The sequence below is a fragment of the Geothrix sp. genome (assembly GCF_030219325.1).
Taxonomy (GTDB): Bacteria; Acidobacteriota; Holophagae; order Holophagales; family Holophagaceae; genus Geothrix.
Window position 1 is genome coordinate 162,529 of record NZ_CP126625.1, and the last position, 24,824, is coordinate 187,352.

A 24,824-nucleotide genomic window follows, 5' to 3' on the forward strand; every position below is an offset into this window, starting at 1 on the left:
GTCGACATGCTCGTCCCGCCCGCCGATGTCCTCCTGGTGGATGACAACCCCACCAACCTCGATGTGCTCGCGCGGGTGCTGCGGTCCCAGAACCACCGGGTCAGGACCGTCACCAGCGGAGCCCTGGCCCTGGAGGCCATGCGGCGCCAGCCGCCGGAGGTGGTCCTGCTGGACGTGGCCATGCCGGACATGGACGGCTACCAGACCTGCGCCCTGATCCGGGACGATCCCAAGCTGGCCAGCATCCCCGTGCTGTTCATCAGCGCCATGGACGGCCCCCTGGACAAGGTGAAGGCCTTCGAGAGCGGCGGCCGGGACTACGTCACCAAGCCCTTCGCCGCCGAGGAGGTCCTGGCCCGCGTCGAGCACCACGTGAACCTGGGCCGCCTGCAGAAGAACCTCGAACAGCAGAACCAGTCGCTGCAGGACGCGAACCTCAAGCTGAAGGAGATCCACGTCCTCAAGGCGAACTTCACCGCCATGCTCGTCCACGACCTCCGCTCGCCCCTCACCAGCGTGGGCCTCACCCTGGAGCTGCTGCGCTCCGGGCAGACCCCGAGGCCGGGCATGATCGACCAGGCCGTGGACAGCTTCCAGCGGGTGCAGGGCCTCCTGGACGAGATGCTGGACCTGCATCGCAGCGAGCACGGCCAGATGCCGCTTCGCAGCGACACCATCGACCCGGTGGCCTGGCTGCAGGGCTTCGCCGACCAGTTCTCCGTGCGGGCCCAGGCGGAGGAGGTCCTGTTCCAGACCTACTGGCCGGAGACCCTGGCCCCCATCAAGGGCGACCGGAGCAAGCTGGATCGCGTGCTCCACAACCTGCTCAGCAACGCCATCAAGTTCACGCCGCGGGGTGGAGCCGTGAAGCTGGAGGCCTCCGTGGAGTTCGGGGCGGGGGTGGAGGCGGGGCTGCGCTTCCTCCGGATCGCCGTGATCGACACGGGCCGGGGCATTCCCGCCGAGCAGCTGCCCTTCATCTTCGATCCCTTCCGCCAGTCGGAGCCGGGCGACGCCCACAGGGGCTTCGGCCTGGGGCTGGCCATCGTCCAGCGCCTCGTGGCCGCCCACCATGGCCAGATCCGGGCCCAGAGCCAGCTGGGCTTCGGCAGCAACTTCACGGTCCTGCTGCCCTGCTGAGGCTGCCCCGGATGGGAATTCCCCTCCACGGATCGGCCCGCCGGCTCCAGAATGAAGGGTTCCTAGGAGCCTCCATGCGCCTGCTTCCAGCCCTGATCCTCGGTGTGCCCCTGATGGCCCAGATGGCCGCCCCCCTGCAGGACCGGGCCGACCGCTTCCTGAAGCTGGTGAACGCGGGCTACCAGTCGCTCACCTACGTGGCCGCGCAGGCCAGCTGGAACGCGGCCTCCGACGTGAAGCCCGAGAACGATGCCGCGGCGGAGTGGGCGGGGAAGGCCTATGCCGCCTTCAACGGCAACCCGGCCCTCATCACCGAGGCCCGGGAGCTGCTCCAGCACCGCAAGGAGCTGAAGGGGATCACCGTCCGCCAGCTGGAGCGCGTCCTGCTCAACGCCGCCGAAGGACCCATGACGAACCCCAAGCTGGTCTCGGACCGCATCGTGGCGGAGACGGCCCAGACCAGTACCATGAACGGGTTCACCTGGACCCTGGACGGCCAGCCCATCAGCGCCAACCGCATTGACGAGATCCTGGGCAAGAGCGCCGACCTGGCGGAGCGCCGCAAGGTATGGGAACTGTCCAAGGAGAATGGGCCGGCCCTGCGGGCGGGGCTGGTGAAGCTGCGCGACCTGCGCAACGGCTGCGCCCAGGCTCTGGGCTACCCCGACTACTTCGCCCTGCAGGTGGCCAAGTACGACCTGAGCACGGACGAGATGATGGCCTTCAACCGGAAGTTCCTCGCAGAGCTGAAGCCCCTCTACCTGCAGCTGCACACCTGGGTGAAGTACGAGATGGCCAAGAAGTACGGCCAGCCCGTGCCCAGGGCCATCCCCGCGCACTGGATCAACAACCGCTGGAGCCAGAACTGGACCGGCTTCGTGACGGCCGTGGACTTCGACCCCTACTTCAAGGGCTGGCAGCCCGAGCGCATCGTGAAGACCGCCGAGGCCTTCTACACGGGGCTGGGCTTCGATCCGCTGCCCGCCTCGTTCTGGGTGAAGTCCGACCTCTACCCGGTGAAGCCCGGCGAGACGCGGAAGAAGAACAGCCACGCCTTCTGCAACCACCTGGACCTGGAGAACGACATCCGCAGCCTCATGAGCGTGGAGGCCAACAGCCAGTGGTTCGAGACGGCCCACCATGAGCTGGGGCACGGCTACTACTTCATGAGCTACACCAACCCCAACGTGCCGCCGCTCCTGCGGGACGGGGCGAACCCCAGCTTCCACGAGGGCATCGGCGAGCTCGTCGGCCTGGCCACCCGCCAGATCCCCTACCTGAAGGCCACGGGCGTCCTGCCCGCCGACTACAAGGTGGACGAGATGCAGGTGCTGCTGAACGACGCGCTGGAGACGGCCATCCCCTTCATGTTTTGGGCCTGCGGCACCATGCCCGAATGGGAGGCCGACTTCTACGCCAAGGGCATGCCCGCCGGCGAGATGAACGCACGCTGGTGGAAGCGGGTCCGCGAGCTGCAGGGCGTGGAGCCCCCCAGCCCGCGCGGCGAGCAGTTCTGCGATGCCGCCACCAAGACCCACATCAACGACAATCCCGCCTACTACTACAGCTACGGCTGGGCCACGGTCTTCAAGTTCCAGGTGCACGACCACATCGCGCGCAAGATCCTCCACCAGGACCCCCGCGCCACCAACTACGCCGGCCACAAGGAGGTGGGCGCCTTCCTCAAGACCATCCTCTCCAAGGGGGCCACCGAGGACTGGCGCAAGGTGCTGAAGGACGCCACGGGCGAGGACCTCTCCACGCGGGCCATGATGGACTACTTCAAACCCCTGATGGCCTGGCTGGAGCAGCAGAACAAGGGCCGCCAGATCGGCTGGGACTGAGGATGACGGAACCACAGCACCGGGCCCGGGTCATCAAGGCCGTCACGAAGGACCGGCACATCCGCCTGTCCTCGCTGGATGCCAGCCCGCTCTGGGATGGCGTCCGCCGGGGGCATCCGCACCTGGACCCGGAGGCCTGTGCCTGCCTCACCGAGCTGCTGTCGGCCACGGCCCTGCTCCAGGGCCGCACGGTCTTCGAGGAGCGCCTCCAGCTGCTGGTCAAGGGCTCCGGCCGCGCCAAGGCCGTGGTGGCGGACTGCTGGCCCGATGGCACCATCCGCGGCGTGCTGGACCTGGGCGAGGCCAAGGCCGAGCGCTGGATCCAGGCCCCGGGCGTGCTGCAGGTGATGCGCTCCAATCCCGCGGGCTCCCCCTACATCGGCAACCTCGAGCTGGTGGAGGGCGGCATCCAGGTGCAGGTGGAGCACTACCTCCAGAACTCCGAGCAGATCCAGGCGAGCCTCACGCTCTGGTGCGATCCGGGCACGGGGGAGGCCGGCGGCCTGCTGGTGGAGCTGCTGCCGGACTGCCCCCCGGCCCGCGTCGCCCGGCTGGTGCAGGCCATCGAGGGCCTGGAGGTGGTGCCCCACTGGGAGCGCACGCCGGAGTTCCTGGCCGCCTGGGTCTCCCAGGGCGAGGGCACGGAGGAGCTGGCGGCCATGGACCTCTTCTACCGCTGCCGCTGCACCCGTGAGGCCCTGCTGGAGACGCTGCGGCGCTTTCCGGAGGCGCAGAAGGCCGATCTCTTCAAGGAAGACGAGCCCCTGGAAGTCCGCTGCGACTACTGCGGCACGCTGTACCCCATCACCCGCGGGGACCTGTTGCCGGGGCAGGCCTGATGGCCGCGCGGCTCGTCATCGCGGAGCGCGGGCGGCCCCTGGGCTCGCCCTTCTCGGTGTGGCTGAACTTCCGTGCCGTGCCCTTCCTCGTGGCCGGGCTCACCAAGCTCTGGTCCTACACCCTGCGGGTTCGGCGCGAGGGCTTCGAGGCGGTGGAGGACCTCCTGGCGCGGGACGAGCGCTTCATCCTCAGCTTCTGGCACCGGCGCCTCTTCATGATGCCCCTCGCCTACCCCTTCCAGCGGAAGGGGCGGGGCGTGGCCATCCTGTCCAGCGACAGCAAGGACGGCGAGCGCAGTGCCGCCACCTGGCGCTGGTTCGACATCCATGCCGTGCGCGGCACCGCCAGCGACGACGGGGCCAAGGCCCTGGTGCGCATGATCCAGGCCGTGAAGCAGGGCTGGGATTTCGGCATCACGCCGGACGGCCCCCGCGGACCGCTCATGGAGCTGAAGCCCGGCACCATCGCCCTGGCCCGCAAGACCGGGGCCTGGATCGTCCCCGTGACCCTGGCCTTCGACCAGTGCTTCGAACTGAAGACCTGGGACCGCATGGTGATCCCCCTCCCGTTTGCGAGTTGTGTGATCAGGTACGGCGAGCCGTTCCGGGTTCCGCCCAAGGCGGAGGATGGCGCAGAAGGCCTGCGTCTTCAGCGGGAGATGGATGCGCTGGAAGCGTGGGCGGAAGGACTGCGACATGGCTGAGCTCGCCGTCGTCTCCCTCTCCGGCGGCATGGATTCCTGTGTCACGGCCGCCATCGCCAAGGCCCAGGGCTACGAGCTGGCGCTGCTCCACGCGGACTACGGCCAGCGCACCCAGGCGCGCGAAAGGCAGGCCTTTCGCGATATCGCGGACTTCTACGAAGTCCGCGCCTCCCGCCGCCTCATCATCGCTTTCGACACCCTGAAGGCCATCGGCGGCTCGGCCCTCACGGACGCCAGCATTGCCTTGCCCGAGGGCGATCCCGAGCGGGCCGGCGTGCCCGTGAGCTACGTGCCCTTCCGCAACGCGCACCTGCTGGCCACTTGCGTGAGCTGGGCCGAGGTGCTGGGGGCCCGCGCCATCTTCGTGGGGTTCGTGGAGGAGGACAGCAGCGGCTATCCCGACTGCCGCGAGGCCTTCCTCAGGAGCTTCGAGCAGACCGCGAACCTGGGCACCAGGCCCGAGACGCAGCTGGCCTTCCACGCCCCCCTCCTCCACCTGCGCAAGTCCGAGATCGTGCGGAAGGGCCGCGACCTGGGCGCGCCCCTGCACCTCAGCTGGTCCTGCTACCAGGGCGAGGCCGAGGCCTGCGGCCACTGCGACTCCTGCCACCTGAGGCTCCGTGGCTTCAAGGAGGCGGGCTTCGCCGACCCCATCCCCTACGCCTACCTTCCGCCCGGCCTCGCACCGCGCTAGCGTGGCATGACCCCATGACCGAGCCGCCCATGTCCACCTCCGCCGAATCCTCTCCTGCCAAGCCCCTGGCCTTCGTGCCGGAGACGCGCTTCGGCGTGTGGTTCCTGGCCACGGAGGTGTGGCGGGTCCACGTGCTGGGCGTGGCCCTGGACAGCCTCCAGGCCCTGGCGCCGGACCTGCCCACCGGTGGCACCATCCTGGACATCGGCACGGGCCTCGGCCACTCCCTGGGTGCCCTGGCGGCGCGCTTCCAGCCGGAGCGCATCCACGCCCTGGATCCCGACCCGGCCTTTCCCGCCAAGGCCGGGGCCAGCCTCACGACCTGCCCCGTTCCGGTGACGGTGCACCGCACCCACGCCGAGGCCATGGACCTGCCGGACGCCTCCGTGGACCTGGTCTTCTGCCACCAGTCCCTGCACCACATCGTGGGCCAGGAGCGGGCCCTCGCGGAGATGTTCCGGGTCCTGAAGCCCGGTGGCCACCTGCTGCTGGCGGAATCCACCCGGCGCTACATCCACAGCTGGATCATCCGCCTCTTCTTCCGCCATCCCATGCACGTGCAGCGCACGGCGCCCCAGTATCTGGACATGCTCCGGGCGGCGGGCTTCGAGGTGCGACCCGATCGCGTCCACACGCCGTACCTCTGGTGGAGCCGCTGGGACCTCGGCGCCCTCGAGTGGTTCGGCATGAAGGTGCCCACGGAGCGGGAGGAGACCCTGCTCAACACGGTGGTGCGCAAGCCCTGAGGAGGTACCCTGGATGAGGACCACCTCATTCCGGCCCCTTTCCAGGATCCACCATGCCCACCAAGAAGACCCCGAAGGCCTCCCTGCCCAGCCCCCTGCCGCAGTTCGTTGTGACGCGGCCCACGGGCCAGCTCGACACCTTCGTGAGCCCCCGCCCGGGCCGCCCCTTCACCATCACCTTCGAGACCGAGGAGTTCACCTGCCTCTGCCCCCTCACGGGCCAGCCGGACTTCGCCAAGCTGCGCATCGTGTACCAGCCCGACCAGCTCTGCGTGGAGTCGAAGTCGCTCAAGCTCTACCTCTGGAGCTTCCGGGACCAGGGCGCCTTCCACGAGGCCGTCACCAACCAGATCCTCGACGACCTGGTGAAGGCCACGAAGCCCCAGTGGATGCGCATCGAGGGCGACTTCCTCATCCGCGGCGGCATCCGGACCCTGGTGGTGGCGGAACACGGGAAGAAGCATTGAAACAATGAAAGCCGCCCTTGCCACAGGTTCGAGCCCTCGGCGCCAGCTCCGCAATGCCTGGCTGGGCCTGGCCGTGCTGTCGGCCATGGTGCTCCACACCTACCTGAAGTGGCGTTGGGGAACGCTTCCTGAACTGCTCTGGGGCTGCAACGTGGCCAGCTTCGTCATCGTCATGGGCCTGTTCCTCGATCATCCGGCGATGGTGGGCACGGGGTTCCTCTGGCATGTCGGTGTCGGTGAACCTGGATACGTCTTCGGCGTGATCCAGACCGGGCACACCACCTGGGTTTCGGTCCTGGTGCATAGCTTGCCAACCGTGGCCGCCTTCCTCTCGCTGCGTCGCACGGGCCTGCCCAGGCCTTCACCCTGGCTGGCCTTCCTCCTCTTTGTGGCGCTGGTGCCCATCAGCCACTACCTCACGCCTGCGCGGTTCAACGTGAACCTGGCCCATGAGCGGCTGTGGGTGCTCCAACGCCACTTCCCCGGCAACTGGGATTACCGGTTTGCCTTCAGCGCGATCATGCTGGCCATCCTCCTGCTGGCCGACTGGGGGTTCGGGGCCTGGTTTGGCCGGCCCGGCGGGAAGCCTGATTCCCTGAAACCGGTAGGTTCAGCATGAAGGCCGTCGTCGCCCTGGGCTCGAACCTCGGCGATCGCCGGGCGCACCTGGAGGCGGGGCTGGCCGCCTTGCGCACGTTGGGCGCGGTGCTGCCTTCGCCCCTGGTGATGGAGACGCCGGACGAGTCGGGTCGCGGTCCCGCCTACCTCAACACGGTGGCGATGCTCGTGGCTGATGAAACGGATCCGCGCCGGCTGCTGGAAGCCCTGTTGCGCCTCGAACTGACGGCGGGCCGGGATCGGAACGCCGGGAGGAACGCGCCCCGCACCCTGGACCTGGACCTGATCACCACGGACGGCCCGCCGGGGATCTGGACCTGGGACACGCCGGAGGACCTGCGCGCCCTGGGCCCCACGCTGAGCCTGGAACTCCCCCATCCCCGCGCCTTCAGCCGGCCCTTCGTGCTGGAGCCCTGGCGGGCCCTGTCCGATCCGGGAGAGTGTGGGGGCATCATCCCAAAAGAGAAAGAGCATTAACCGCAGATGTCGCAGATTCACGCAGATGAAAAGCACTCTTTATCTGCGGCCATCTGCGACATCTGCGGTTAGAAAATCAGTCCTGCTTTTGCTTCGTCCAGCGCTCGCACCAGCCCAGCACGGTCTCATACCAGAGCTTGCTGTTCTGGGGCTTGGCGACGAAGTGGGCCTCGTCGGGGAAGTAGAGCAGCTGGCTGGGGATGCCGCGCACCTGCAAGGTGTTGTAGAGCTGGAAGGCCTCGGTGACGGGCACGCGGTAGTCCAGCTCGCCGTGGATGACCAGCATGGGCTTGGTCATGTGGGCGATGGCGCCGCTGGGGCTCTGGGCCTGCCAGCGGGCCTTGGTCTCGGCGCTCTCCCAGGGCCAGCCCTTGAACTCCCAGTGGGGGAACCACAGCTCCTCGGTGCCCAGCTGCATGGACTCGGTGTTGAAGATGCTGGCGTGGGTCACGAAGGCGGCGAAGCGCTCCGGGTAGTGCCCAGCGATCCAGTTCACGGCATAGCCGCCATAGCTGCCACCGGCGGCGACGACACGCTTGGGATCGGCGTTGGGGTACTGCTTGAGCACCGCGTCCAGGGTCTTCATGAGGTCGGTCATGACGGCGCCGTTCCAGTCGCCGCTGATGGCATCGCAGTAGGCCTGCCCGAAGCCCGTGGAGCCGCGGGGGTTGGGCAGCACCGTGATGAAGCCGCGGCTGGCCCAGGCCTGGGCGTTCCACCGGGGGTGCCAAGCATCGGCCCAGGCGCCCTGGGGGCCGCCGTGGATGACGAAGGCCACGGGGTAGGTCTTCTTGGGGTCGTAGCCCGGAGGCTCCACGATGAAGGCGTGGGTCATGGTCCGCTTGCCTTCGACGGGCAGGGTGTCCAGCCAGAGGTCGCTGGTCTGGGCGAGGCCCAGCTCCGCCGCCAGGGCCTCGTTGTGCCGGGAGGCGCGGACCGCCTTGTGGTCGTTCATGGTCACCGTGTAGAGATCCGGCGGGGTCGTGAGGCTGGAGGACACGACGATGGCGTGATCCTTGGCCAGGGCGAAGCCTTCGACGTGCAGGCGATCACTGAGCGGCTGGATGGAGGCGCCGTCCCAGCGGTACAGGTCCGTGTGGCCGTGCCGCTCGCTGGTGCCCACCAGGTCCGCGCCCTGCCACTGGTAGTCGCCGAAGCTCTGGTCGAAGGCCTGCGTGGTGCGAACGACCTTGCCCGTGGCGCGGTCCATGACCCACAGCTCCCACTTGTCGGCCTCGAAGCCCTCGCGCCGCTGGGCGCGCCAGGCCAGGTGCTTGCCATCCGGCGAGTAGCGCGGGGAGTTGTCCATGGCCTTGTTGTCGGAGAGCAGCTTCGCGGGGCCACCAGCCAAGGCCACCTCGTAGATTTCGCCGTTGGTGGTGGTGGCCTTGGCCTGGTCAGGGTGGGATTCGAAGGCCAGAGCCCGGCTGTCCGGTGCCCAGGCGTAGCCGTCGCCGGCGGACACGCCGGCATAGTTGGGCACGTCCGTGGTGAAGCCCGCCGTGAGGTCGCGGGGCGCGGCGCTGCCATCGGCGGGCACCACGAAGAGGTGGCTCAGCTGCTTGGCGTCCTTCCACTCGTTCCAGTGGCGGTAGGTCAGCGCGGTGTAGAGGCGGCCCGAGACCTTGGAGGCCTCCTTGGCCTTCAGGTAGGCGGCGTTCTCGGCCTCGTTGCCACTGGGCACCGTGGTGCTGAGGAAGGCGATCCACTTGCCGTCGGGGCTCCAGGTCTGGCCCTCGGCGCCGCCGCTCAGCTTGGTGAGCTGATGCTTCTCCTTCGTGCCCAGGTCCACGATCCACACCTGGCCACCGGACTGGTAGGCGAGCTTCTTCCCGTCGGGGCTGAAGCGGGGCCGGGTCTGGCTGCCGCCGCCGAGGTCCAGCTCCTTCGCCTCTGCGCCTCCAGACTTGAACCAGATCCGGTTCACGGTCTTGTTGGCGGCGAAGTCCACGGTGCCCACCTGGTAGGCCAGGGCGCCGGCGGTGCTGAGCTGCGGATCGGCGACCTTCTTGACCTTGAAGAGGTCGTCCACCTGCAGCGGACGCGAGGCGAGCAGGGCCATGGAGGCCGTGAGGAGGAGGGCGGTGCGCATGGAATCTCCCATCAGTATTCCGACTGCAGGTACCGCGCGATCACGGTGCGCTGGATCTCGCTGGTGCCTTCGCCGATGGTGCAGAGCTTCACGTCCCGGTAGTACTTCTCCACCGGGTAGTCCTTGATGTAGCCGTAGCCCCCGAGGATCTGCACGGCCTGGTCCGCCACGCGGCAGGCCACCTCAGAGCTGTAGAGCTTGGCCATGCTGGCGGCCTTGGCGTAGGGCAGGCCCGCGTCCTTCAGGCCCGCAGCGCGGTAGATGAGCAGGCGGGCCGCCTCGATCTCGGTGCCCATGTCCGCCAGCTTGAACTGGATGCCCTGGTGGTCGGCCAGGGGCCTGCCGAAGGTGTGGCGGATCTTGCTGTAGCGCACGGCCTCTTCGAAGGCGCCCTGGGCCATGCCGAGGCCCAGGGCGCCGATGCTGATGCGGCCACCGTCGAGGGTACGCATGGCCTGCTTGAAGCCCACGCCGTCCTCGCCCAGCAGGTTGGCCTCGGGCACCTTCACGTCCTCCATGATCAGCTCAGAGGTGTCGCTGGCGCGCAGCCCCAGCTTGTTCTCCTGCTTGCCGGCCCGGAAGCCGTTCATGCCCTTTTCCAGCACGAAGGCGCTGATGCCGTCAGCGCTGCTGTGGCCAGGCTGGGGTGGCCGCGTGCGGGCCATCACCACGAAGATGTCGCCGTAGGTGCCGTGGGTGATGAAGGTCTTCGTGCCGTTGAGAATATAGTGCGAGCCTTCCTTCTTGGCCGAGGTGCGCAGCGATCCCGCGTCACTGCCAGAACCCGGCTCCGTGAGCCCCCAGGCGCCCAGGGCCTTGCCGCTGGCCAGGGGCTTGAGGTAGGCCTGCTTCTGCCGCTCGTCGCCCATGCTGTAGATGTGGTTGCTGCAGAGGCTGTTGTGGGCGGCCACGGTGATGCCCACGGAGCCGTCCACGCGGGAGAGCTCCTCGACCACCACGGCGTATTCCAGGTAGCCCATGCCCGCGCCGCCGTATTCCTCGGGGAAGATGACGCCCATCATCCCCATCTCGCCCAGCTGCTTCACCACGCCGAAGGGAAAGGTCTTGGCCTCGTCCCAGGTCATGACGTGGGGGCGGATCTCCTTCTCGGCGAACTTCCGCACCTCCTGGCGCAGGGCTTCGACGTGCTCAGGCAGCGTGACGTCCATGGGGACCTCGGATCAGCGGAGGGTGGCGACCGTGGCGGGGGCGCTGCGCTGGAGGAGCTGCTTCTTCTGCAGCAGGGCGTCCGCCTCGGGCAGGATCTCCAGGGCCTTGAGGATGACGGGATCCTTCTCGCACTGGATCTTGAAGCCGGCCTCGATGCCGTAGGCCACGTTCTGCATCTCGATGGAGATCTGTTCCTGCATGGAGGCCAGGTTGGCGTCCCAGTCCTTGTCGCCGACGGTCAGCTTCTGCTCCAGGGCCCAGGCACGGAACCGCGCCATGATCACCTCGTCGGCATGCTGGCCGGGCTTGATGCCGAAGTGCTCCTTCTCGTGGACCGCGAAGCGGAAGAAGGCCTGGTGTCGGAACCGCAGATCCACCATGAACTCGTTGAAGCGGAGGGTGGGCATGGGGTAGTCGGGGTTGATGCCGCCGCCGCCGTAGACCGTGCGGCCCAGGTCGGTCTTGAAGGCCGGGCCCTGGGGCTTGGCGTCCTTCTCGTCCTCGGGGTTGTAGTAGTCGTCCAGGCCGTGGGTGTAGTCCCGCTGGATGCTTCGCCCCGAGGGCGTGTAGTAGCGGGCGGTGGTGAGGGCCAGGCCGCGGGAGCGGCTGATGGTGAGCACGCTCTGGACCAGCCCCTTGCCCCAGCTGGTCTGGCCCACGACCAGCCCCCGGTCGTGGTCCTGCACGGCGCCGGTGACGATCTCGCTGGCACTGGCAGAGCCCCGGTTGATGAGGATGGCGAGGGGGAAGGGATCCAGCTGGGCGCCCTTGCTGGTGCGGGTCTGGTTCTCCTCGCGGCCGTCCCGGCCCTTCTGGCTGACGATGAGCTGGTCGGGGCCCAGCAGCTGTCGGCAGATGCCGATGGCCGCGTCCAGCACGCCGCCGCCGTTGCTGCGCAGGTCCAGGATGAGCTGCTTCATGCCCTGCTTCTTCAGGGTGGCCACGGCCCGCTCGAATTCGTCGGCGGTGGTCTCGCCGAAGTCCTTGATGAGGATGAAGCCCGTGGTGGGGTTCAGCATGAAGCTGTAGTAGACGCTGTTGGTGGGCACCTCGGCCCGGGGGATGGAGAAGCGCAGGAATTCGGCGATGCCCGCCCGCTGGACGGCGATCTCCACCAGGGTGCCCTTCTCGCCCCGGAGCTTCTGGAGCGCGGCGTTGGAGGTCATGCCCTCGGTGCTGGTGCCGTCGATCTCCTTGATGATGTCGCCGGAGCGCACGCCCAGGCGCTCGGCCGGCCCGCCCTTCATGGGGCTGATGATGGCGATGCCCTGGTCGTGCTGCTGGATGATGGCGCCGATGCCGAAGAAAGAGCCCTTCTGCTCCTCGCGAAGCAGCCGGAACTCACTCTCGTCCATGTAGTTGGAGTGGGGGTCCAGGGTGTGGAGCATGCCCTGGATGGTGGCGTGGGTCAGCTGCCGGGGGGGCGGGGGTTCGGGGCTCTGCTTCTGGACCAGGTCCATGATCTCGGTCAGGGTGTCCAGGCTGCGCTGGCGGGCGGTCTCGCCGCTGGAGCGGGCCAGCAGGGGTCCTGCCACGGCGATGGTGGCGGTCAGGACCAGCCACATCCAATTGCGCTTGATGAAACGGGCCATGAGGCTCCCGGGGAATCGACCTCCAGGATACGCCCGGGCCGGGCCAGGGGCGAATGGTGGTTCCAGACGGGCAGTGAGGTACCACCAAGAAAAGGACTTGAAACCGCGAATGGCGCGAATGAACGCGAATAGGGCAAGCAGGGCAGATGCGTTTCGCTTGGGTCTCTGCCTTATATCTTTCATTTGCGCGCCCGGAGGGCGATTCGCGTCATTCGCGGTTCCTAGAAGCCTTCCAGGATGCGCTGAGCGGCCGGGGCCATGCGTTCCCGGCCGGCCCGGGTGGCCAGGATGATGCTCTCGAAGTGGCGGTAGCCGAGCTCAAGGTCGTCATTCAACACCAGGTAGTCGTAGGCCGGGTACTGCTCCAGTTCGTGGCGGGCGTGCTTGAGCCGGATGGCGATCTGCTCGTCCGAGTCCTTGCCGCGGCTGCGCAGGCGCTGCTCCAGGCTGGCGGCCGAGGGGGGCAGGATGAAGATCATCCGAGCATCAGGAATGGCTTCGCGCAGGTTCCTGGCGCCGGTGGTCTCGATGTCCAGCAGCACGTCCCGGCCCGTGGCCAGCGTCTGCTGGAGCCAGTCCCGGCCCGTGCCGTAGCGGTGGCCGTAGACCTGCACCCACTCCACGAAGCCGCCCTCGCGGACCATGGCGTCGAAGCGGGCCTCGTCGATGAAGAAGTAGTCGCGGCCGTCCACCTCGCCGGGGCGGGGCTTCCGCGTCGTGAAGGAGATGGAGAAGACGAGGTCCGGCACGGTCGCCACTAGGCGCTGGGCGAGGGTGGACTTGCCCGCGCCCGAGGGCGCGGAGACCACGAACACGTTTCCCGGATGCTGGATCAAGGGCCCCTCCTGGTTCCACTTTAACGGAACGGGCCCAGGAAGCCGCCCCCGGTGCGCTTACAGGAACGCCTCCGCCTCCGGTTCCGGCGCCGGGGGTGTCCGCTTGAAGATCGCCGAGGCGCTGCGCCGCCCGTCCATGACGATGTGGACGGGTTCGTCGAGCCGCGTGTGGACCAGGCAGCCCGAGCGCCAGGTCTCCGGCTGCTGGCGCAGCCAGTCCCAGTCGAGGACGCTGGAGCCCCGGGGGTAGGGCACGGTGAAGTAGCCGATGTTCAGGGAAGTCACGTTGTGGAAGAAGTGGGAGCCCAGGGAGGCATCCGCCTGGAAGTTCTCCATGGCGTACTCCACGATCACCTGGGCGCAGGAGATCATGGACCACTGGATGGGGATGCCCAGGTGCTGGTCGTTGCTGCCCCAGCGCCCGGGGCCCAGCAGCACGTACTTCCCGCCACCGGCGCGGAAGCGATCGTTGAGGTGCTCGATCTCGGTGGCCAGGGCAGGCGTCTCGAACTTGTCGAAGCCCTCGGGATCCACCCAGACGATGTCGTGCAGGCCCTCGACCACGCCGTTGCCCACGCACTTCTCGGAGAACAGGAACAGCCCTGAGCAGTCCAGCGTCTCGGGATCCAGGTTCACCTCCGCGGAATCCATGAGCTGGTGCTTGATCTGCAAGAGGGTGAAGGTGGGCTTGCCGTTGAGGGGGTCCTTGTCGAGGTTCACGGCGAACTCGAGCTCGACGGGCGTCTCCATGGCGTCGCGGATCAGCTCCAGCAGGTGCTGGAGGATCTTCGGGAGGGGGAACTGGTCGTACTTGAGGATGTTCCGGAAGTTCACGACGCGGGGCCCGGGGTGGTCCAGGCCATCCCGGATGCGGTCGTCGTTCCAGTCCCAGACCGAGGCGCAGTGCTGGAGTGCGCCGTCCTTCTCGGCCTCGGCGATGTCCAGGCTGAGCAGGGTGGCGTCCTCGCCGCCGTACAGATCGATGGCCGTGCGGCTCATGTCCAGGGCGTAGAAGTGCTTCTGGGTGGTGCGGAACTGCTCCTTGGGGGACAGCATGTCCATCTCGGGGTAGGGGGGCGAGAAGCGATAGGCCTTGTCCCCTTCCACCACGTATTTCCCCAGGCCCACGGCCAGGTTGGCGATGCCGTCCTGGGGCTGGGTGTAGGCCACGGGGTAGTAGTTGAAGGACTGGGCCACGCCCGAGATGTGGGGATAGAAGCGGTCGCCGAAGCGGCGTCCGGAGACCTCCTGGACGAGGATGGCCATCTGCTCCTCCTCGATCTTGTAGTCGATGGCCTGGAAGTAGGAGCGCGCGGCCTTGGTGTAGACCGAGGCGTAGACCAGCTTGATGGCCTCCGCGAGCTGGGCCTCGCGCACGCCGGGATCCGGGTCGGTGTTGGGCAGGAAGAAGGTGTTGTAGAGGCCCGCGAAGGGATGGGACAGGCTGTCCTCCAGCAGGCCCGAGGAGCGCACGGCCAGGGGGCCGCGGGCGTGGTTCGCCAGGAAGAGGCGCAGCTTGGCCATCAGCTCCGGCGAGAGGGAGCCCGTGAGGAAGCGCCGCTTGATGAGGTCGTCGTCCACGTCGTTCTGCAGCATCTGGCGCAGCCCGTGCCGGCTGATGAACGAGGTGAACTCCTCGGTGCCGATGATGGCCGAGCGGGGGATGCGGATGTTGGCCTCGGGCACGAGGCTGTCCAGGTCCATGCGGGCCAGCAGGGAGTGGATGAAGGCCACGCCCCGGCCCTTGCCGCCCATGGAGCCCGGGGCCAGGCGCAGGATGTTGGGCTCGTCCTTCGGCGTGGACTCGGTGAGGGGGACCACCTTGCCGAGGGTCTTCATTCGCTGGACGTAGTCGCCCACGTTGATGAGGAAGGTGCGCATCTCCTCCGGGTCGCGGTAGTCGGTGATGCGGAACTTCCCCAGCACCTTGGCCACCTGCACCTCGCCGCGCGCCATGATCCAGGCGGAGAAGTGGTTCCGGGAGGCGTGGTAGACCAGGGACTCCACGGGCACCGTGCGCAGCTTGGCCTGCAGGTCTTCCATGTTCACGGCCCGGGCGATCTCCTGGCCCTGCTCGTTGCGGAAGATGAAGTCGCCAAAGCCCAGGCTCTCGTGGAAGAAGGCCGAGAGCTCGGCGCCCAGGGTGTACGAGTTCTTGTTCAGGAAGCCGCTCTGGATGGCCGTGGCCCAGGACTCCTTGAAGGGGTCCGACGACTGCAGCAGGGTGGGCAGGTAGGGGTTCCGGTGCTTCACGGCCTTGATGAGCTTGATGCCGGCCTCCCGGTCCAGGGCCCCGTCCTTGGGGTACTTCCGGTCCGTGATCACGCAGAGCAGGAAGTCCTGGTAGCGGTCGGCGAAGGCGATGGCCTCCTCGTATGTGGTGGCCAGGAGCACCTTGGGGCGGACCCGCATGGCGAGGGTGCGGCTCATGCCGTCGGCGCTGTGGTCCTTGGCCAGGCGGGTGGTCTGCTTGAGCAGTTCGCTGTACAGGATGGGCAGGTACCGCGAGTAGTAGCGGATGCTGTCCTCCACCAGGAGGATCACGCGGGTGAGGCCCACGGAGGTGTCGTTCTCGACGTTGGACCGGTCCTCCATGAACTTCACCATGGCCATGAAGACCTCGGGATTGCCGTTCCACACGAAGACCTGGTCGTAGTTCCGCTGCAGCTCCTGGCGGCGCCGGTCGAGGGCCCCCACCTCCACGTTGTCGTTGAGCAGCAGGTAGATGGGGGTGCGGGGCGCGGCCTTCTTCAGGGCCTTGGACAGCTCCACGTGGCCGCCCTGGCCCAGGCGGCTCATGACGATGATCATGTCGAAGTGGCGGCTGGCGCACTTCTCCAGGGCCTCCTCGGCGGTGGAGACGTTGGTCACCCGGGGCGGGTTGCTCATGTTGAGCTGGTAGTAGCCCTCGAAGAGGATTTCCGTGAGCAGGCCGTCCTGCTCCAGCGTGAAGGCGTCGAAGGCCGGGGCCACCAGCAGGATCTCCCGGGCCCGGAGCGGCATCAGGTCGTGGAAGATCTCCTTGTCCGAGGCGTACTTGCGGAAGATCTCATTGAACTCGCTGCTGATCATCGGTGCCCCAGGTTCCAGGAAGTGTACCGGTCTGCACAGAAAAGGGGGCCGCATGCGGCCCCCTTTTCTGTGACTGCGAAAGGCTGGTGGTTACACGAGCCCCTGGTCGATCATCGAATCGGCCACCTTGAGGAAGCCGGCGATGTTCGCGCCGTTCACGTAGTTGCCGGGGGTGCCGAAGCGGGCGGCGGCGTCCACGCAGGACTTGTGGATGTTGATCATGATCTGGTGCAGGCGGGCGTCCACTTCCTCGGCGGTCCAGCCCAGGCGCATGGAGTTCTGGGACATCTCGAGGCCCGAGGTGGCCACGCCGCCGGCGTTGGAGGCCTTGCCGGGGGAGAAGATGATCTTGTCGGTGTTGGCCTGGAAGAACTCCACGGCATCCAGGGTGCTGGGCATGTTGGCGCCCTCCACCACGGCGAGGCAGCCGTTGGCCAGCAGGCCCTTGGCCTCGTCCAGGTTCAGCTCGTTCTGGATGGCGCAGGGCAGGGCCACGTCCACCTTCTGCTCCCAGGGGCGCTTGCCGGCGTGGAACTGGGCGGTCTTGAACTTGGCCGCGTAGGGGGCCACGGACATGCGGTCGATGCGGAGCATCTCCTCCATGTACGCGATCTTCTCGCCGCTGATGCCGTCGGCGTCATGGATGTAGCCGTCGGGGCCGGAGATGGTGACCACCTTGGCGCCCAGCTGGGTGGCCTTGGTGACGGCGCCCCAGGCGACGTTGCCGAAGCCGGACACGGCGACCTTCTTGCCGGCGATGGTGTTGCCCTTGGTCTTCAGCGCCTCTTCGGCGAAGTAGACCACGCCGTAGCCCGTGGCCTCGGGACGGATGAGGCTGCCGCCCCAGTACTGGCCCTTGCCGGTGAGCACGCCCGTGAATTCGTTGGCGAGCTTCTTGTACATCCCGAACATGTAGCCGACCTCGCGGCCGCCCACGCCGATGTCACCGGCCGGCACGTCGGTGTCGGGGCCGATGTGGCGGAACAGCTCCATCATGAAGGACTGGCAGAAGCGCATGATCTCGGCGTCGCTCTTGCCGTTGGGATCGAAGTTGGAGCCGCCCTTGCCGCCGCCCATGGGCAGGCCGGTGAGGCTGTTCTTGAAGATCTGCTCGAAGCCCAGGAACTTCAGGGTGTCGAGGGTGACGTTGGGGTGGAAGCGGATGCCGCCCTTGTAGGGCCCGATGGCGCTGCTGAACTGCACGCGCCAGCCCGGATTGATGCGGATGATGCCCTTGTCGTCCACCCAGGGCACGCGGAAGCCGATGGCGCGCTCGGGCTCGACGATCCGCTCGAGGATGGCGTTCTTCTTGTACTTCGGTTCCTTCTCGAGGACCGGATCCAGGGAGTGCAGGATTTCCGTGGCGGCCTGGATGAACAGGCTCTCCCAGGGAGCCTTCTTCTTGAGGCCCTCAAGGACTTCGGTGACGTACTGGCTCATGGTTCCTCCAGGAAGGAAGGTGTTGAGAAAGAGGGGCACATGCCCGGGGTGTTGATCAGAAGGGGTTCACCAAGGGGCCCGTCCCGGGGCTGCGATGGCGCGTTTCAAGGTCGGAAACGGGACGACATGACTCTAGCCGGAGGAACCAGATGTCGGGAGGGCCGAGGGATGAAGAGGTGATGAGAAGCACTAAATGGGGCATGTTTTTAAGGGTTACCTCTCGGGTGGTTGACGAACCGTCAAATCAAGGCGAACCCGGAAGTCTGGCACTCCCTTCCCCCTGTCGGTCGCCTCCGGGGAGGGAATGCTGCGTCCATGGGCCCCCGATCAAGGTGTCCGGAATTTCGGGTTCGGCGCCGGGGGCTGCATGGGCGGAGCCTGGATCACCCTGCCTCAGGGTGCCTCGGCGCGCCCGACTCGCCCGCTCGGCGGGATGCGTTCCAGGCGCTTCATGAGCTCCCGGATCTTGACCGGCTTGGGGAGGTAGTCGTCCATTCCAGCCTGAATACAGGCATTCCGGTCCTCGTCCATGACGCAGGCGGTCACGGCCACGATCGGGATGTGGCGGCCACTGCCAACCTCCATCTGGCGGATGCGGCGAGTGGCTTCCAGGCCATCCATGACGGGCATCAGCAGGTCCATGAGGATGACGTCGAAATCGGGGGGCCTCACTTGCAGGTCGCCCAGGACCTCCAGCGCTTCCGCGCCGTTAGAAACCACCAGAACCTGATGCCCCCATTTCTCGAGGGTCTGGCATAGAAGCTGTTGATTGATCGGGTGATCCTCCACGATCAGGATGGCCAGGGGCGCGACCTTGGGCGGGTTGATGGGAGGCGGATCCTCCGGCGCCCTTGCGGCCACCGCCGGGGCTGGAGGTCCATCTTGGGATGCCGTCCGGGCATCGACGAGTTCCACCCAGAAGGTGCTGCCCTGTCCCTGGAGGCTGTCGAAGCCCAGATTGCCCGACATCATCCTGATGAGGCGCGCGCTGATCGAGAGCCCCAGCCCGGTTCCCTCGATCTTCGTTCCCTCGGCGCCCAGTCGGTTGAAGGGCTGGAACATCCCCTCCTGCAAGTGTTCGGGGATCCCCTGCCCCGTATCGCGGATCTCGATGCGAACCATGCCCGGCTGCACCCGACGGGCGTTGATGAAGACCTGGCCCAGGGGCGCGTTGTACTTCACGGCGTTGGACAGGATGTTGATCAGCACCGACCTCAATTGCACTGGGTCGGCCAGAACGCGCAGGTTGGAAAGCTGCTCAAGATCAAAGTGGATCTGGATCTGGCGGAGATTGGCCAGGGGCAGGACCAGGCTGAGGGAGTTGGAGAAGGGTTCAGAGAGCGGGATCTCCTCGATTGAAATGGTCACCTTTCCCGCTTCGATGCTGCTGAGCTGCAGGACCTGGTTGACGAGCCCCAGCAGCAGCTCTCCGCCCTGATGGAGCTGGTCCACCAGGTGGGACTGTCGGGGGCTCAGGGGTGGATTCTGATCCTCCTTGAGCAGGTCTGCGGAGAGCAGCACGGCGTTCAGAGGTGTTCGCAGCTCATGGCTCATGGAGGCGAGAAAGACGGACTTGGCGTGGTTGGCCGCTTCCGCGGCATTCTTGGCTTCATAGAGGAGACGCTTGGACTTCTCGCGCTCCGAGGTCACGGCGACGGCTGCCACCACCACCACCGCCACGCTGGAAAGGATGGAGAGAAAGGTGAATTCCGGGGTCAGGGAGGCCGGGGCCTGATTCACGGGGAGCCTGCCTCGAAGGGTTGCTTCAAAAAGCAGGACGAGCACCGCCAGGAGGACGCCAGCCGTCGAGATCAGCATCCGTTTGCTGCCGAAGGTGCTCAGCAGGAACAGATTCGGAAGAAACCAGGGCAGAGCCACCGAGGTGATGCCCCCGGTGATGGCGCACCAGAACGCGACGATGCCGATGCCAGCCATGTTGGTGAGGAACAACCCCAGCTCCAGGCGGCCCGTGACGCGTACGAACAGGGCGCCCAGGATCGGGGAGAGGATGGCCGTGGCGAAGAGCAGGCCCTCCTGTCGGGTGAGATCCGACCGCACCAGGATGTAGGCCAGAAAAAGGATGGCGACCACGCCGGAAATGGAAAGGAGGGACTTGGCGATCCCGCGGTGGCGAAGCCGGCGCCGCTGATCCTCGCGGGCCTTTGGCGGGACCAGAAGGTCGAGAACGTCGCCCTTAGTCCTCATGAGGCCTGGCCATTGATCACCAAAAGTCACTTATACGCCTCTGGCGATCGGGGCCACAGGGCATTGTTGGCCCATCAGGGGCGAATTTTCGAATCTTCCTGGTCCGCCCCACCCACGAGCTGCCGCCGCCAGACCGTGGGCGAGAACCCCGTCTCCTTGCGGAAGCGGCGGGCGAAATAGGCCTGGGAGCTGAAGCCCAGCCGCTCGGCGATGGCGCCCACGGACAGGCTGGTGTCGCCCAGCAGCTGGCAGGCCCGCTCCACCTGCTGAAGCAGGCGGTAGCGCTGCGGCGTGAGGCCCGTGTGGGTGCGGAAGCTCCGCCGGAACCAGGAGTAGCTCACGCCCAGATCCTCGGAGACGGTCTCCAGGCCCAGGCGGCTGCGCTCGGGATCTCCCAGCAGGCGGCAGGCGTCCTGGACGAGTCCGCGCTGCCGACCCACGCCGCTGCCCGCACGGGTGGTGCATTCGAGCCGCGCGAGCAGGTGGCCCAGGGCTCCGGCCATGAGGCGGCCGGAATCCGGCACCGGGTCCTTGGCCAGCTCCACCAGCTTCACCATGAGTCCCAGCAGGGCCTCGTCGAAGCCCGCCCGGATCACCCGTGGCAGGGGGCCGAAGAAGCCCGCCTCCTCCCAGCGCTCCATCCAGGCCCCGCCGAAATCCACCTGGTGGCTGCGGCAGGGCCGACCCGGATCGGGCAGCAGGGCGCCGCCGCTGGCGGCGGAGGACAGCACCACGTCCCCGGCCTCCACCCGCTGGCGGCGGCGGCCGGGGGCCGTCAGGGTGCCGGCGCCCCGCACCACGCAGGCCAGGCGCCAGCGCCCGGGGGGAAGGCCCACCTGTTCCTCCCCCGAGGCGATGGTGCTCACGTACAGCCCCCAGGCCTCGTCCAGGGGGGTCGAGGGGATTCGCCAGACGGTGGCATGGGATTCGGACATGGGGCGTCTCCAGCTTCTTGATGATGGTGCCAAAAAGTGCAAATGAAGGGACAGAACTCCCCCTTTTGGTGGACCCATCCCGGCGACTACGCTGTCAGCGAGTCCTCAGGAGCCGACATGCACGCGAGCCTTCAGCGTCTGAAGACCTACCTCCTCTGCGGCGTCTCCCACGTGATCCCCTTCGTGGCCTGTGGCGGCATCCTCATCGCCGTGGCCATCGCCTTCGCCCCCATGCGGCCCGGCACCGGCCCGGACTTCAGCCAGGCCCCGGTGCTGAAGCTGATCATGGACATCGGCGTGGCCGCGTTCTCCCTCGTGGTGCCCGTGCTCGCGGGCTACATCGCCTTCGGCATGGCCGACCGCCCGGGCCTGGTGCCCGGCTTCGTGGGGGGCTTCATCTCCAACGCCGTGGGGGCGGGCTTCCTGGGTGGGCTGGCGGCGGGCCTCCTGGCGGGTGGCGTGGTCGTGCTGCTGAAGAAGCTCCCGGTGCACCGGCTGCTGCGGCCCATCATGCCCATCCTGGTGATTCCCGTGCTGTCCTCCCTGGTGGTGGGTCTGGCCATGTACGGCCTCCTGGGCGCACCCATCAAGGGGCTCATGGCCTGGCTGGCCCTGGCGCTGCAGAACCTGGGCAGCGGCAACCAGATCCTGCTCGGGCTCGTGCTGGGCGCCATGATCGCCTTCGACATGGGGGGGCCCGTGAACAAGGCGGCCTTCTTCTTCGGCGTGGCCATGATCAAGGAGGGCCACGTGGGCGTGATGGGCGCCTGCGCCGCCGCCATCTGCATCCCGCCCCTGGGCTTGGGCCTGGCGACGCTCCTGGCCCCCAAGCGCTGGTCGGACAGCGAGCGCGAATCGGGCCTGGCGGCCCTGGCCATGGGCACCATCGGCATCACGGAAGGGGCCATCCCCTTCGCCGCCGCCGATCCCCTCCGCGTGATCCCCACCATCATGGGCGGCTCGGCCCTGGGCGCGGTCATTGCGATGCTGGGCAGCGTGGGCGACCACGCGCCCCACGGCGGGCTGATCGTGCTGCCCGTGGTGGACCACCGCGGGTGGTACCTCGCCGCCATCGCCATCGGCACCCTCGCGGTGGCCGTGACCATCAACCTCCTGCGCGCCCACGCCCGGCCCGCCCAGCCCTCTGCAGAGGCCCCATGAAGATCCTCGCCATCACGGCCTGCCCCACCGGCATCGCCCACACCTACATGGCTGCCGAGCAGCTGGAGCGCACGGGCAAGCAGCTGGGCCACAGCATCAAGGTGGAGACCCAGGGCGCCATGGGCATCGAGAACCGGCTGACGGAGGCCGACGTGGCGGGCGCCGATGCCGTGATCTTCGCGTCGGATCTGCCCGTGCAGGGGCGGGAGCGCTTTGCCGGCGTCCCCCGGATCCTGGAAGTGCCCGTGCAGCTGGCCATCAAGAACCCGGCCGAGATCTTCGCGCGCCTCTGAATGGACTACGCCTTCGACTTCCCCCTGGCGGGCGGCCTCCACGCCTGGCCCGCCGCCGCCCTCCGCGAGCGGAGCGCGGCCCACTCCGCCCGCTTCGAATTCCTGAACGAGCGCACGGGCCGGACCGCATCCCTGGACAGCGTGCTGGGCCTGCTGGCCACGGACACCCGGAAGGGCGACCCTTGCCGGATCCGTGTGGAAGCCGGCGACGAGGCCGAGGCCCACCGCGACCTGGTCACCTTCCTGCAGGGCCCCTTCCTGGACTGCGACCGCAGCGTGGCGTCCGGGACGCGGGCCTCCACCGTGGTCCCGCGCCTGGTGGAGCGCTCCGGCGGACGCTGGTGGGCGGGCGAGGGTGTCTCTGAAGGCGTGGGTACCGGCCTGGCCGTGGGGCTGAGCGCCACTGCGCCGCGGTCCCGGGAGCCGCAGGGCGAACCGCAGGCCGAGGCCGAGCTGCAGGCGCTCCAGGGGGCCATCGCGGCCCTGGGGGCGCGGCTGCAGGCTGAGATTCGCCAGGCCACCCATGCCGCCCCGCGCAGCGTGCTGGAGGTGCACCGCGCCCTGCTGGAGGATCCGGGCTGGCGCCGCGGCATCGAGGCCGCCATCCGGGAGGATCACCTGGGCGCCGCGGCCGCCGTCGAGGCCGCCACGCGGTCGGCGGAAGCTTTGCTGGGCCGCTCGGAGCATGCGGCCATCCGCGAGCGGGCCCTGGACCTGCAGGACGTGGCCGACCGGCTGCTCCGCGAGCTCGGCGGTGAGGCGCCCGAGGCCTCCCGCCTGTGCCTGGTCCAGCCCTCGGTGCTGGTGGCCGAGCGGCTGGCGCCCTCGACCCTCCTCGCCCTGGATCACGGACTCCTGCGGGGCCTCGTGCTGGCCGAAGGCGGCGGCACCTCCCACACGGCCATCCTGGCCCGCTCCTTCGGGATCCCCTGTGTGACCGGACTGGTGCCCGAGGCTGTCGAAGGGAAGCGCCTGCTCGTGGATGGGCTCAGGGGCCTCGTCATTGCGGAACCCACCCCTGAAGTCGAGGCCTACTACCGCCTGGAGAGCGAGGGACTGCGGCGGTGGACGGCCCGCCTGGCCACACTGCCCGAGGCCCGAACGCAGGATGGGCATCCCGTGCAGGTGCTCGCCAACATCTCCGCCGCCGAAGAGACCGCCCGTGCCCTGGAGGCCGGGGCCGAGGGCATCGGGCTGTTCCGCACCGAGATGCTCTTCCTCCACCGGCCGACTCCGCCCGGCGAGGAGGAGCAGGTCCAGGCCTATGCCCGGGTGCTCCGGGAAGCGGCGGGGCGGCCCGTCACCCTGCGGCTGCTGGACGTGGGCGGCGACAAGCCCCTGGCCTACCTGCCCCTGCTGCCGGAGGCAAATCCCTTCCTCGGCCGTCGCGGCGTCCGCTGGTACGCCGATCAGGTGGACCTGGTGCGCACCCAGGTCCGGGCGGCCCTGCGCGCGGCGGCCCACGGCCACCTGCGCCTGATGATCCCCATGGTCGCCGAGGTGGAGGAGCTGCGCTGGGTGCGCGCCCTCGTGCGGGAGGTGCGGGAGGACCTCGCCGCCGAAGGCGCCACGGCGCCGGAGGTGCCCCTCGGCATCATGGTGGAGGTCCCCGCGGCCGCGCTGAACCTCGAGGCGCTGGCCCGCGAGGCGGACTTCCTCTGCGTGGGCACCAACGACCTGGTGCAGTACCTGTTCGCCGCGGACCGCGGCGACGCCGGCCTGGCGAAGGCCAGCCACGAGTGGCATCCGGCCACCCTGCGCCTCCTGGCGCACATCGCCCAGGGCGCGAAGGCCGCCGGGAAGCCCCTGAGCCTCTGCGGGGAGATGGCCAGCCGGACGAGGCTGCTGCCACTCCTGCTGGGCCTCGGTTTCGACGAGCTCAGCGTGGCGCCCTCCGCCGTGAGGGGCATCCGGGCCGCCCTCGCCTCCCTGGATTTGCCAGCCTGCCTGGACCTCACCCGGAAGGCGCTGCGGGCCGCCACCGCCCTCGAGGTCGAAGGGCTCCTGGATGGGGCCCTGGGCTCCGGCGCCGCGCCGCCCCTGCTGGATCCAGACCTGGTGGTGCTCGGGGCCGATTGCGCCACCAAGGAGGAGGCCCTCAAGCTCCTGGTGGAGCGGCTCGTCAGCGCCGGACGCACCCGGGATCCCCTGGGCCTGGAGGAAGCCATCTGGGCCCGGGAGGCCGCCTACGCCACGGGAATCGGCTTCGGCTTCGCGGTGCCCCACTGCAAGAGCCCCGCCGTGGCCGCCAACGCCATCGCCGTCCTGCGGCTGGCCGCGCCGGTGGTCTGGAGCGACGAGGCCGAGGCCAGGCTGGTCCTCCTCTTCATCACGCGGCCCGATGGCGCCGACGAGCACCTCCGGGTCTTCGCCCGGCTGGCCCGCCGCCTCATGGATGCCGACTTCCGCCAGGGGCTCCTCGACGCCCCCGGCGCCGACGCCCTGCTCGACCTGCTCCGCCCGGTCCTCTCCGACTAGGACCCTCCACGCCACGCTGCT

At 68.2% G+C, this 24,824-nt stretch carries 20 protein-coding genes; 12 read left to right on the top strand and 8 right to left on the bottom strand.

What is annotated here, in order from left to right; translation table 11 throughout:
* The first annotated feature begins 6 nt into the window (after positions 1-6).
* From QOZ81_RS00730 to folK, 9 genes are all read left to right on the top strand, one after another.
* On the top strand, positions 7-1,140 hold the full coding sequence (locus QOZ81_RS00730) for a hybrid sensor histidine kinase/response regulator (RefSeq protein WP_291203102.1): 1,134 nt from the start codon (positions 7-9) through the stop codon (positions 1,138-1,140).
* Positions 1,141-1,214: 74 nt separating this feature from the next.
* Positions 1,215-2,984 carry a M2 family metallopeptidase gene (locus tag QOZ81_RS00735; protein WP_291203099.1) on the top strand — a complete coding sequence of 590 codons (1,770 nt, stop codon included), beginning with the start codon at positions 1,215-1,217 and terminating at the stop codon, positions 2,982-2,984.
* A 2-nt stretch (positions 2,985-2,986) separates the two neighbouring features.
* Positions 2,987-3,823, top strand: coding sequence for an Hsp33 family molecular chaperone HslO (locus tag QOZ81_RS00740; RefSeq protein WP_291203096.1), 837 nt, complete (start codon positions 2,987-2,989; stop codon positions 3,821-3,823).
* The gene (locus tag QOZ81_RS00745) at positions 3,823-4,527 is read left to right on the top strand and encodes a lysophospholipid acyltransferase family protein (protein WP_291203094.1); all 705 of its coding nucleotides are present in this window, start codon (positions 3,823-3,825) and stop codon (positions 4,525-4,527) included. Before QOZ81_RS00740 ends, QOZ81_RS00745 begins: the two co-directional genes overlap by 1 nt.
* Complete coding sequence (gene queC, locus QOZ81_RS00750; protein ID WP_291203091.1) at positions 4,520-5,221, top strand: 7-cyano-7-deazaguanine synthase QueC; 702 nt, start codon at positions 4,520-4,522, stop codon at positions 5,219-5,221. Before QOZ81_RS00745 ends, queC begins: the two co-directional genes overlap by 8 nt.
* 29 nt (positions 5,222-5,250) lie before the next feature.
* A complete protein-coding gene (locus tag QOZ81_RS00755) occupies positions 5,251-5,967 on the top strand; it encodes a class I SAM-dependent methyltransferase (RefSeq protein WP_291203088.1) in 717 nt (238 codons plus the stop codon).
* Positions 5,968-6,020: 53 nt separating this feature from the next.
* Positions 6,021-6,434: a preQ(1) synthase gene (queF, locus tag QOZ81_RS00760; protein WP_291203085.1), complete on the top strand. Its 414-nt coding sequence runs from the start codon at positions 6,021-6,023 to the stop codon at positions 6,432-6,434.
* 4 nt (positions 6,435-6,438) lie between these two features.
* A complete protein-coding gene (locus tag QOZ81_RS00765) occupies positions 6,439-7,053 on the top strand; it encodes a hypothetical protein (RefSeq protein WP_291203082.1) in 615 nt (204 codons plus the stop codon).
* Complete coding sequence (folK, locus tag QOZ81_RS00770) at positions 7,050-7,529, top strand: 2-amino-4-hydroxy-6-hydroxymethyldihydropteridine diphosphokinase (RefSeq protein ID WP_291203079.1); 480 nt, start codon at positions 7,050-7,052, stop codon at positions 7,527-7,529. The genes QOZ81_RS00765 and folK overlap by 4 nt, the downstream gene beginning before the upstream one ends.
* A 76-nt stretch (positions 7,530-7,605) precedes the next feature.
* Here the strand turns inward: folK and QOZ81_RS00775 are convergent, their stop codons facing one another.
* The 8 genes from QOZ81_RS00775 to QOZ81_RS00810 form a co-directional block, all read right to left on the bottom strand.
* Positions 7,606-9,621, bottom strand: coding sequence for a dipeptidyl-peptidase 5 (locus QOZ81_RS00775; RefSeq protein ID WP_291203076.1), 2,016 nt, complete (start codon positions 9,619-9,621; stop codon positions 7,606-7,608).
* A gap of 11 nt (positions 9,622-9,632) precedes the next feature.
* A complete protein-coding gene (locus QOZ81_RS00780) occupies positions 9,633-10,790 on the bottom strand; it encodes an acyl-CoA dehydrogenase family protein (RefSeq protein ID WP_291203073.1) in 1,158 nt (385 codons plus the stop codon).
* Between the two features lie 12 nt (positions 10,791-10,802).
* Positions 10,803-12,383, bottom strand: coding sequence for a S41 family peptidase (locus QOZ81_RS00785; RefSeq protein WP_291203071.1), 1,581 nt, complete (start codon positions 12,381-12,383; stop codon positions 10,803-10,805).
* Between the two features lie 221 nt (positions 12,384-12,604).
* The gene (gene gmk / locus QOZ81_RS00790) at positions 12,605-13,219 is read right to left on the bottom strand and encodes a guanylate kinase (protein ID WP_300715233.1); all 615 of its coding nucleotides are present in this window, start codon (positions 13,217-13,219) and stop codon (positions 12,605-12,607) included.
* Positions 13,220-13,276: 57 nt separating this feature from the next.
* On the bottom strand, positions 13,277-16,291 hold the full coding sequence (locus QOZ81_RS00795; RefSeq protein WP_291203066.1) for a PEP/pyruvate-binding domain-containing protein: 3,015 nt from the start codon (positions 16,289-16,291) through the stop codon (positions 13,277-13,279).
* Positions 16,292-16,381: 90 nt separating this feature from the next.
* Positions 16,382-17,731 (bottom strand): NADP-specific glutamate dehydrogenase, encoded by a 1,350-nt coding sequence (gene gdhA, locus QOZ81_RS00800; protein ID WP_291203063.1) that lies wholly within the window; start codon positions 17,729-17,731, stop codon positions 16,382-16,384.
* 393 nt (positions 17,732-18,124) lie between these two features.
* Complete coding sequence (locus tag QOZ81_RS00805) at positions 18,125-19,936, bottom strand: response regulator (protein WP_291203060.1); 1,812 nt, start codon at positions 19,934-19,936, stop codon at positions 18,125-18,127.
* A gap of 74 nt (positions 19,937-20,010) precedes the next feature.
* A complete protein-coding gene (locus QOZ81_RS00810; RefSeq protein WP_291203057.1) occupies positions 20,011-20,871 on the bottom strand; it encodes a helix-turn-helix domain-containing protein in 861 nt (286 codons plus the stop codon).
* Between the two features lie 117 nt (positions 20,872-20,988).
* Here QOZ81_RS00810 and QOZ81_RS00815 point away from each other — a divergent pair, with 117 nt between their 5' ends.
* From QOZ81_RS00815 to ptsP, 3 genes are read left to right on the top strand one after another with little or no spacing between them, the layout of a single operon-like run.
* The gene (locus QOZ81_RS00815) at positions 20,989-22,032 is read left to right on the top strand and encodes a PTS fructose transporter subunit IIC (protein ID WP_291203054.1); all 1,044 of its coding nucleotides are present in this window, start codon (positions 20,989-20,991) and stop codon (positions 22,030-22,032) included.
* Positions 22,029-22,325: a PTS fructose transporter subunit IIB gene (locus tag QOZ81_RS00820; protein WP_291203051.1), complete on the top strand. Its 297-nt coding sequence runs from the start codon at positions 22,029-22,031 to the stop codon at positions 22,323-22,325. The genes QOZ81_RS00815 and QOZ81_RS00820 overlap by 4 nt, the downstream gene beginning before the upstream one ends.
* Positions 22,326-24,803, top strand: coding sequence for a phosphoenolpyruvate--protein phosphotransferase (gene ptsP / locus QOZ81_RS00825; RefSeq protein ID WP_291203048.1), 2,478 nt, complete (start codon positions 22,326-22,328; stop codon positions 24,801-24,803).
* Positions 24,804-24,824: the final 21 nt, after the last annotated feature.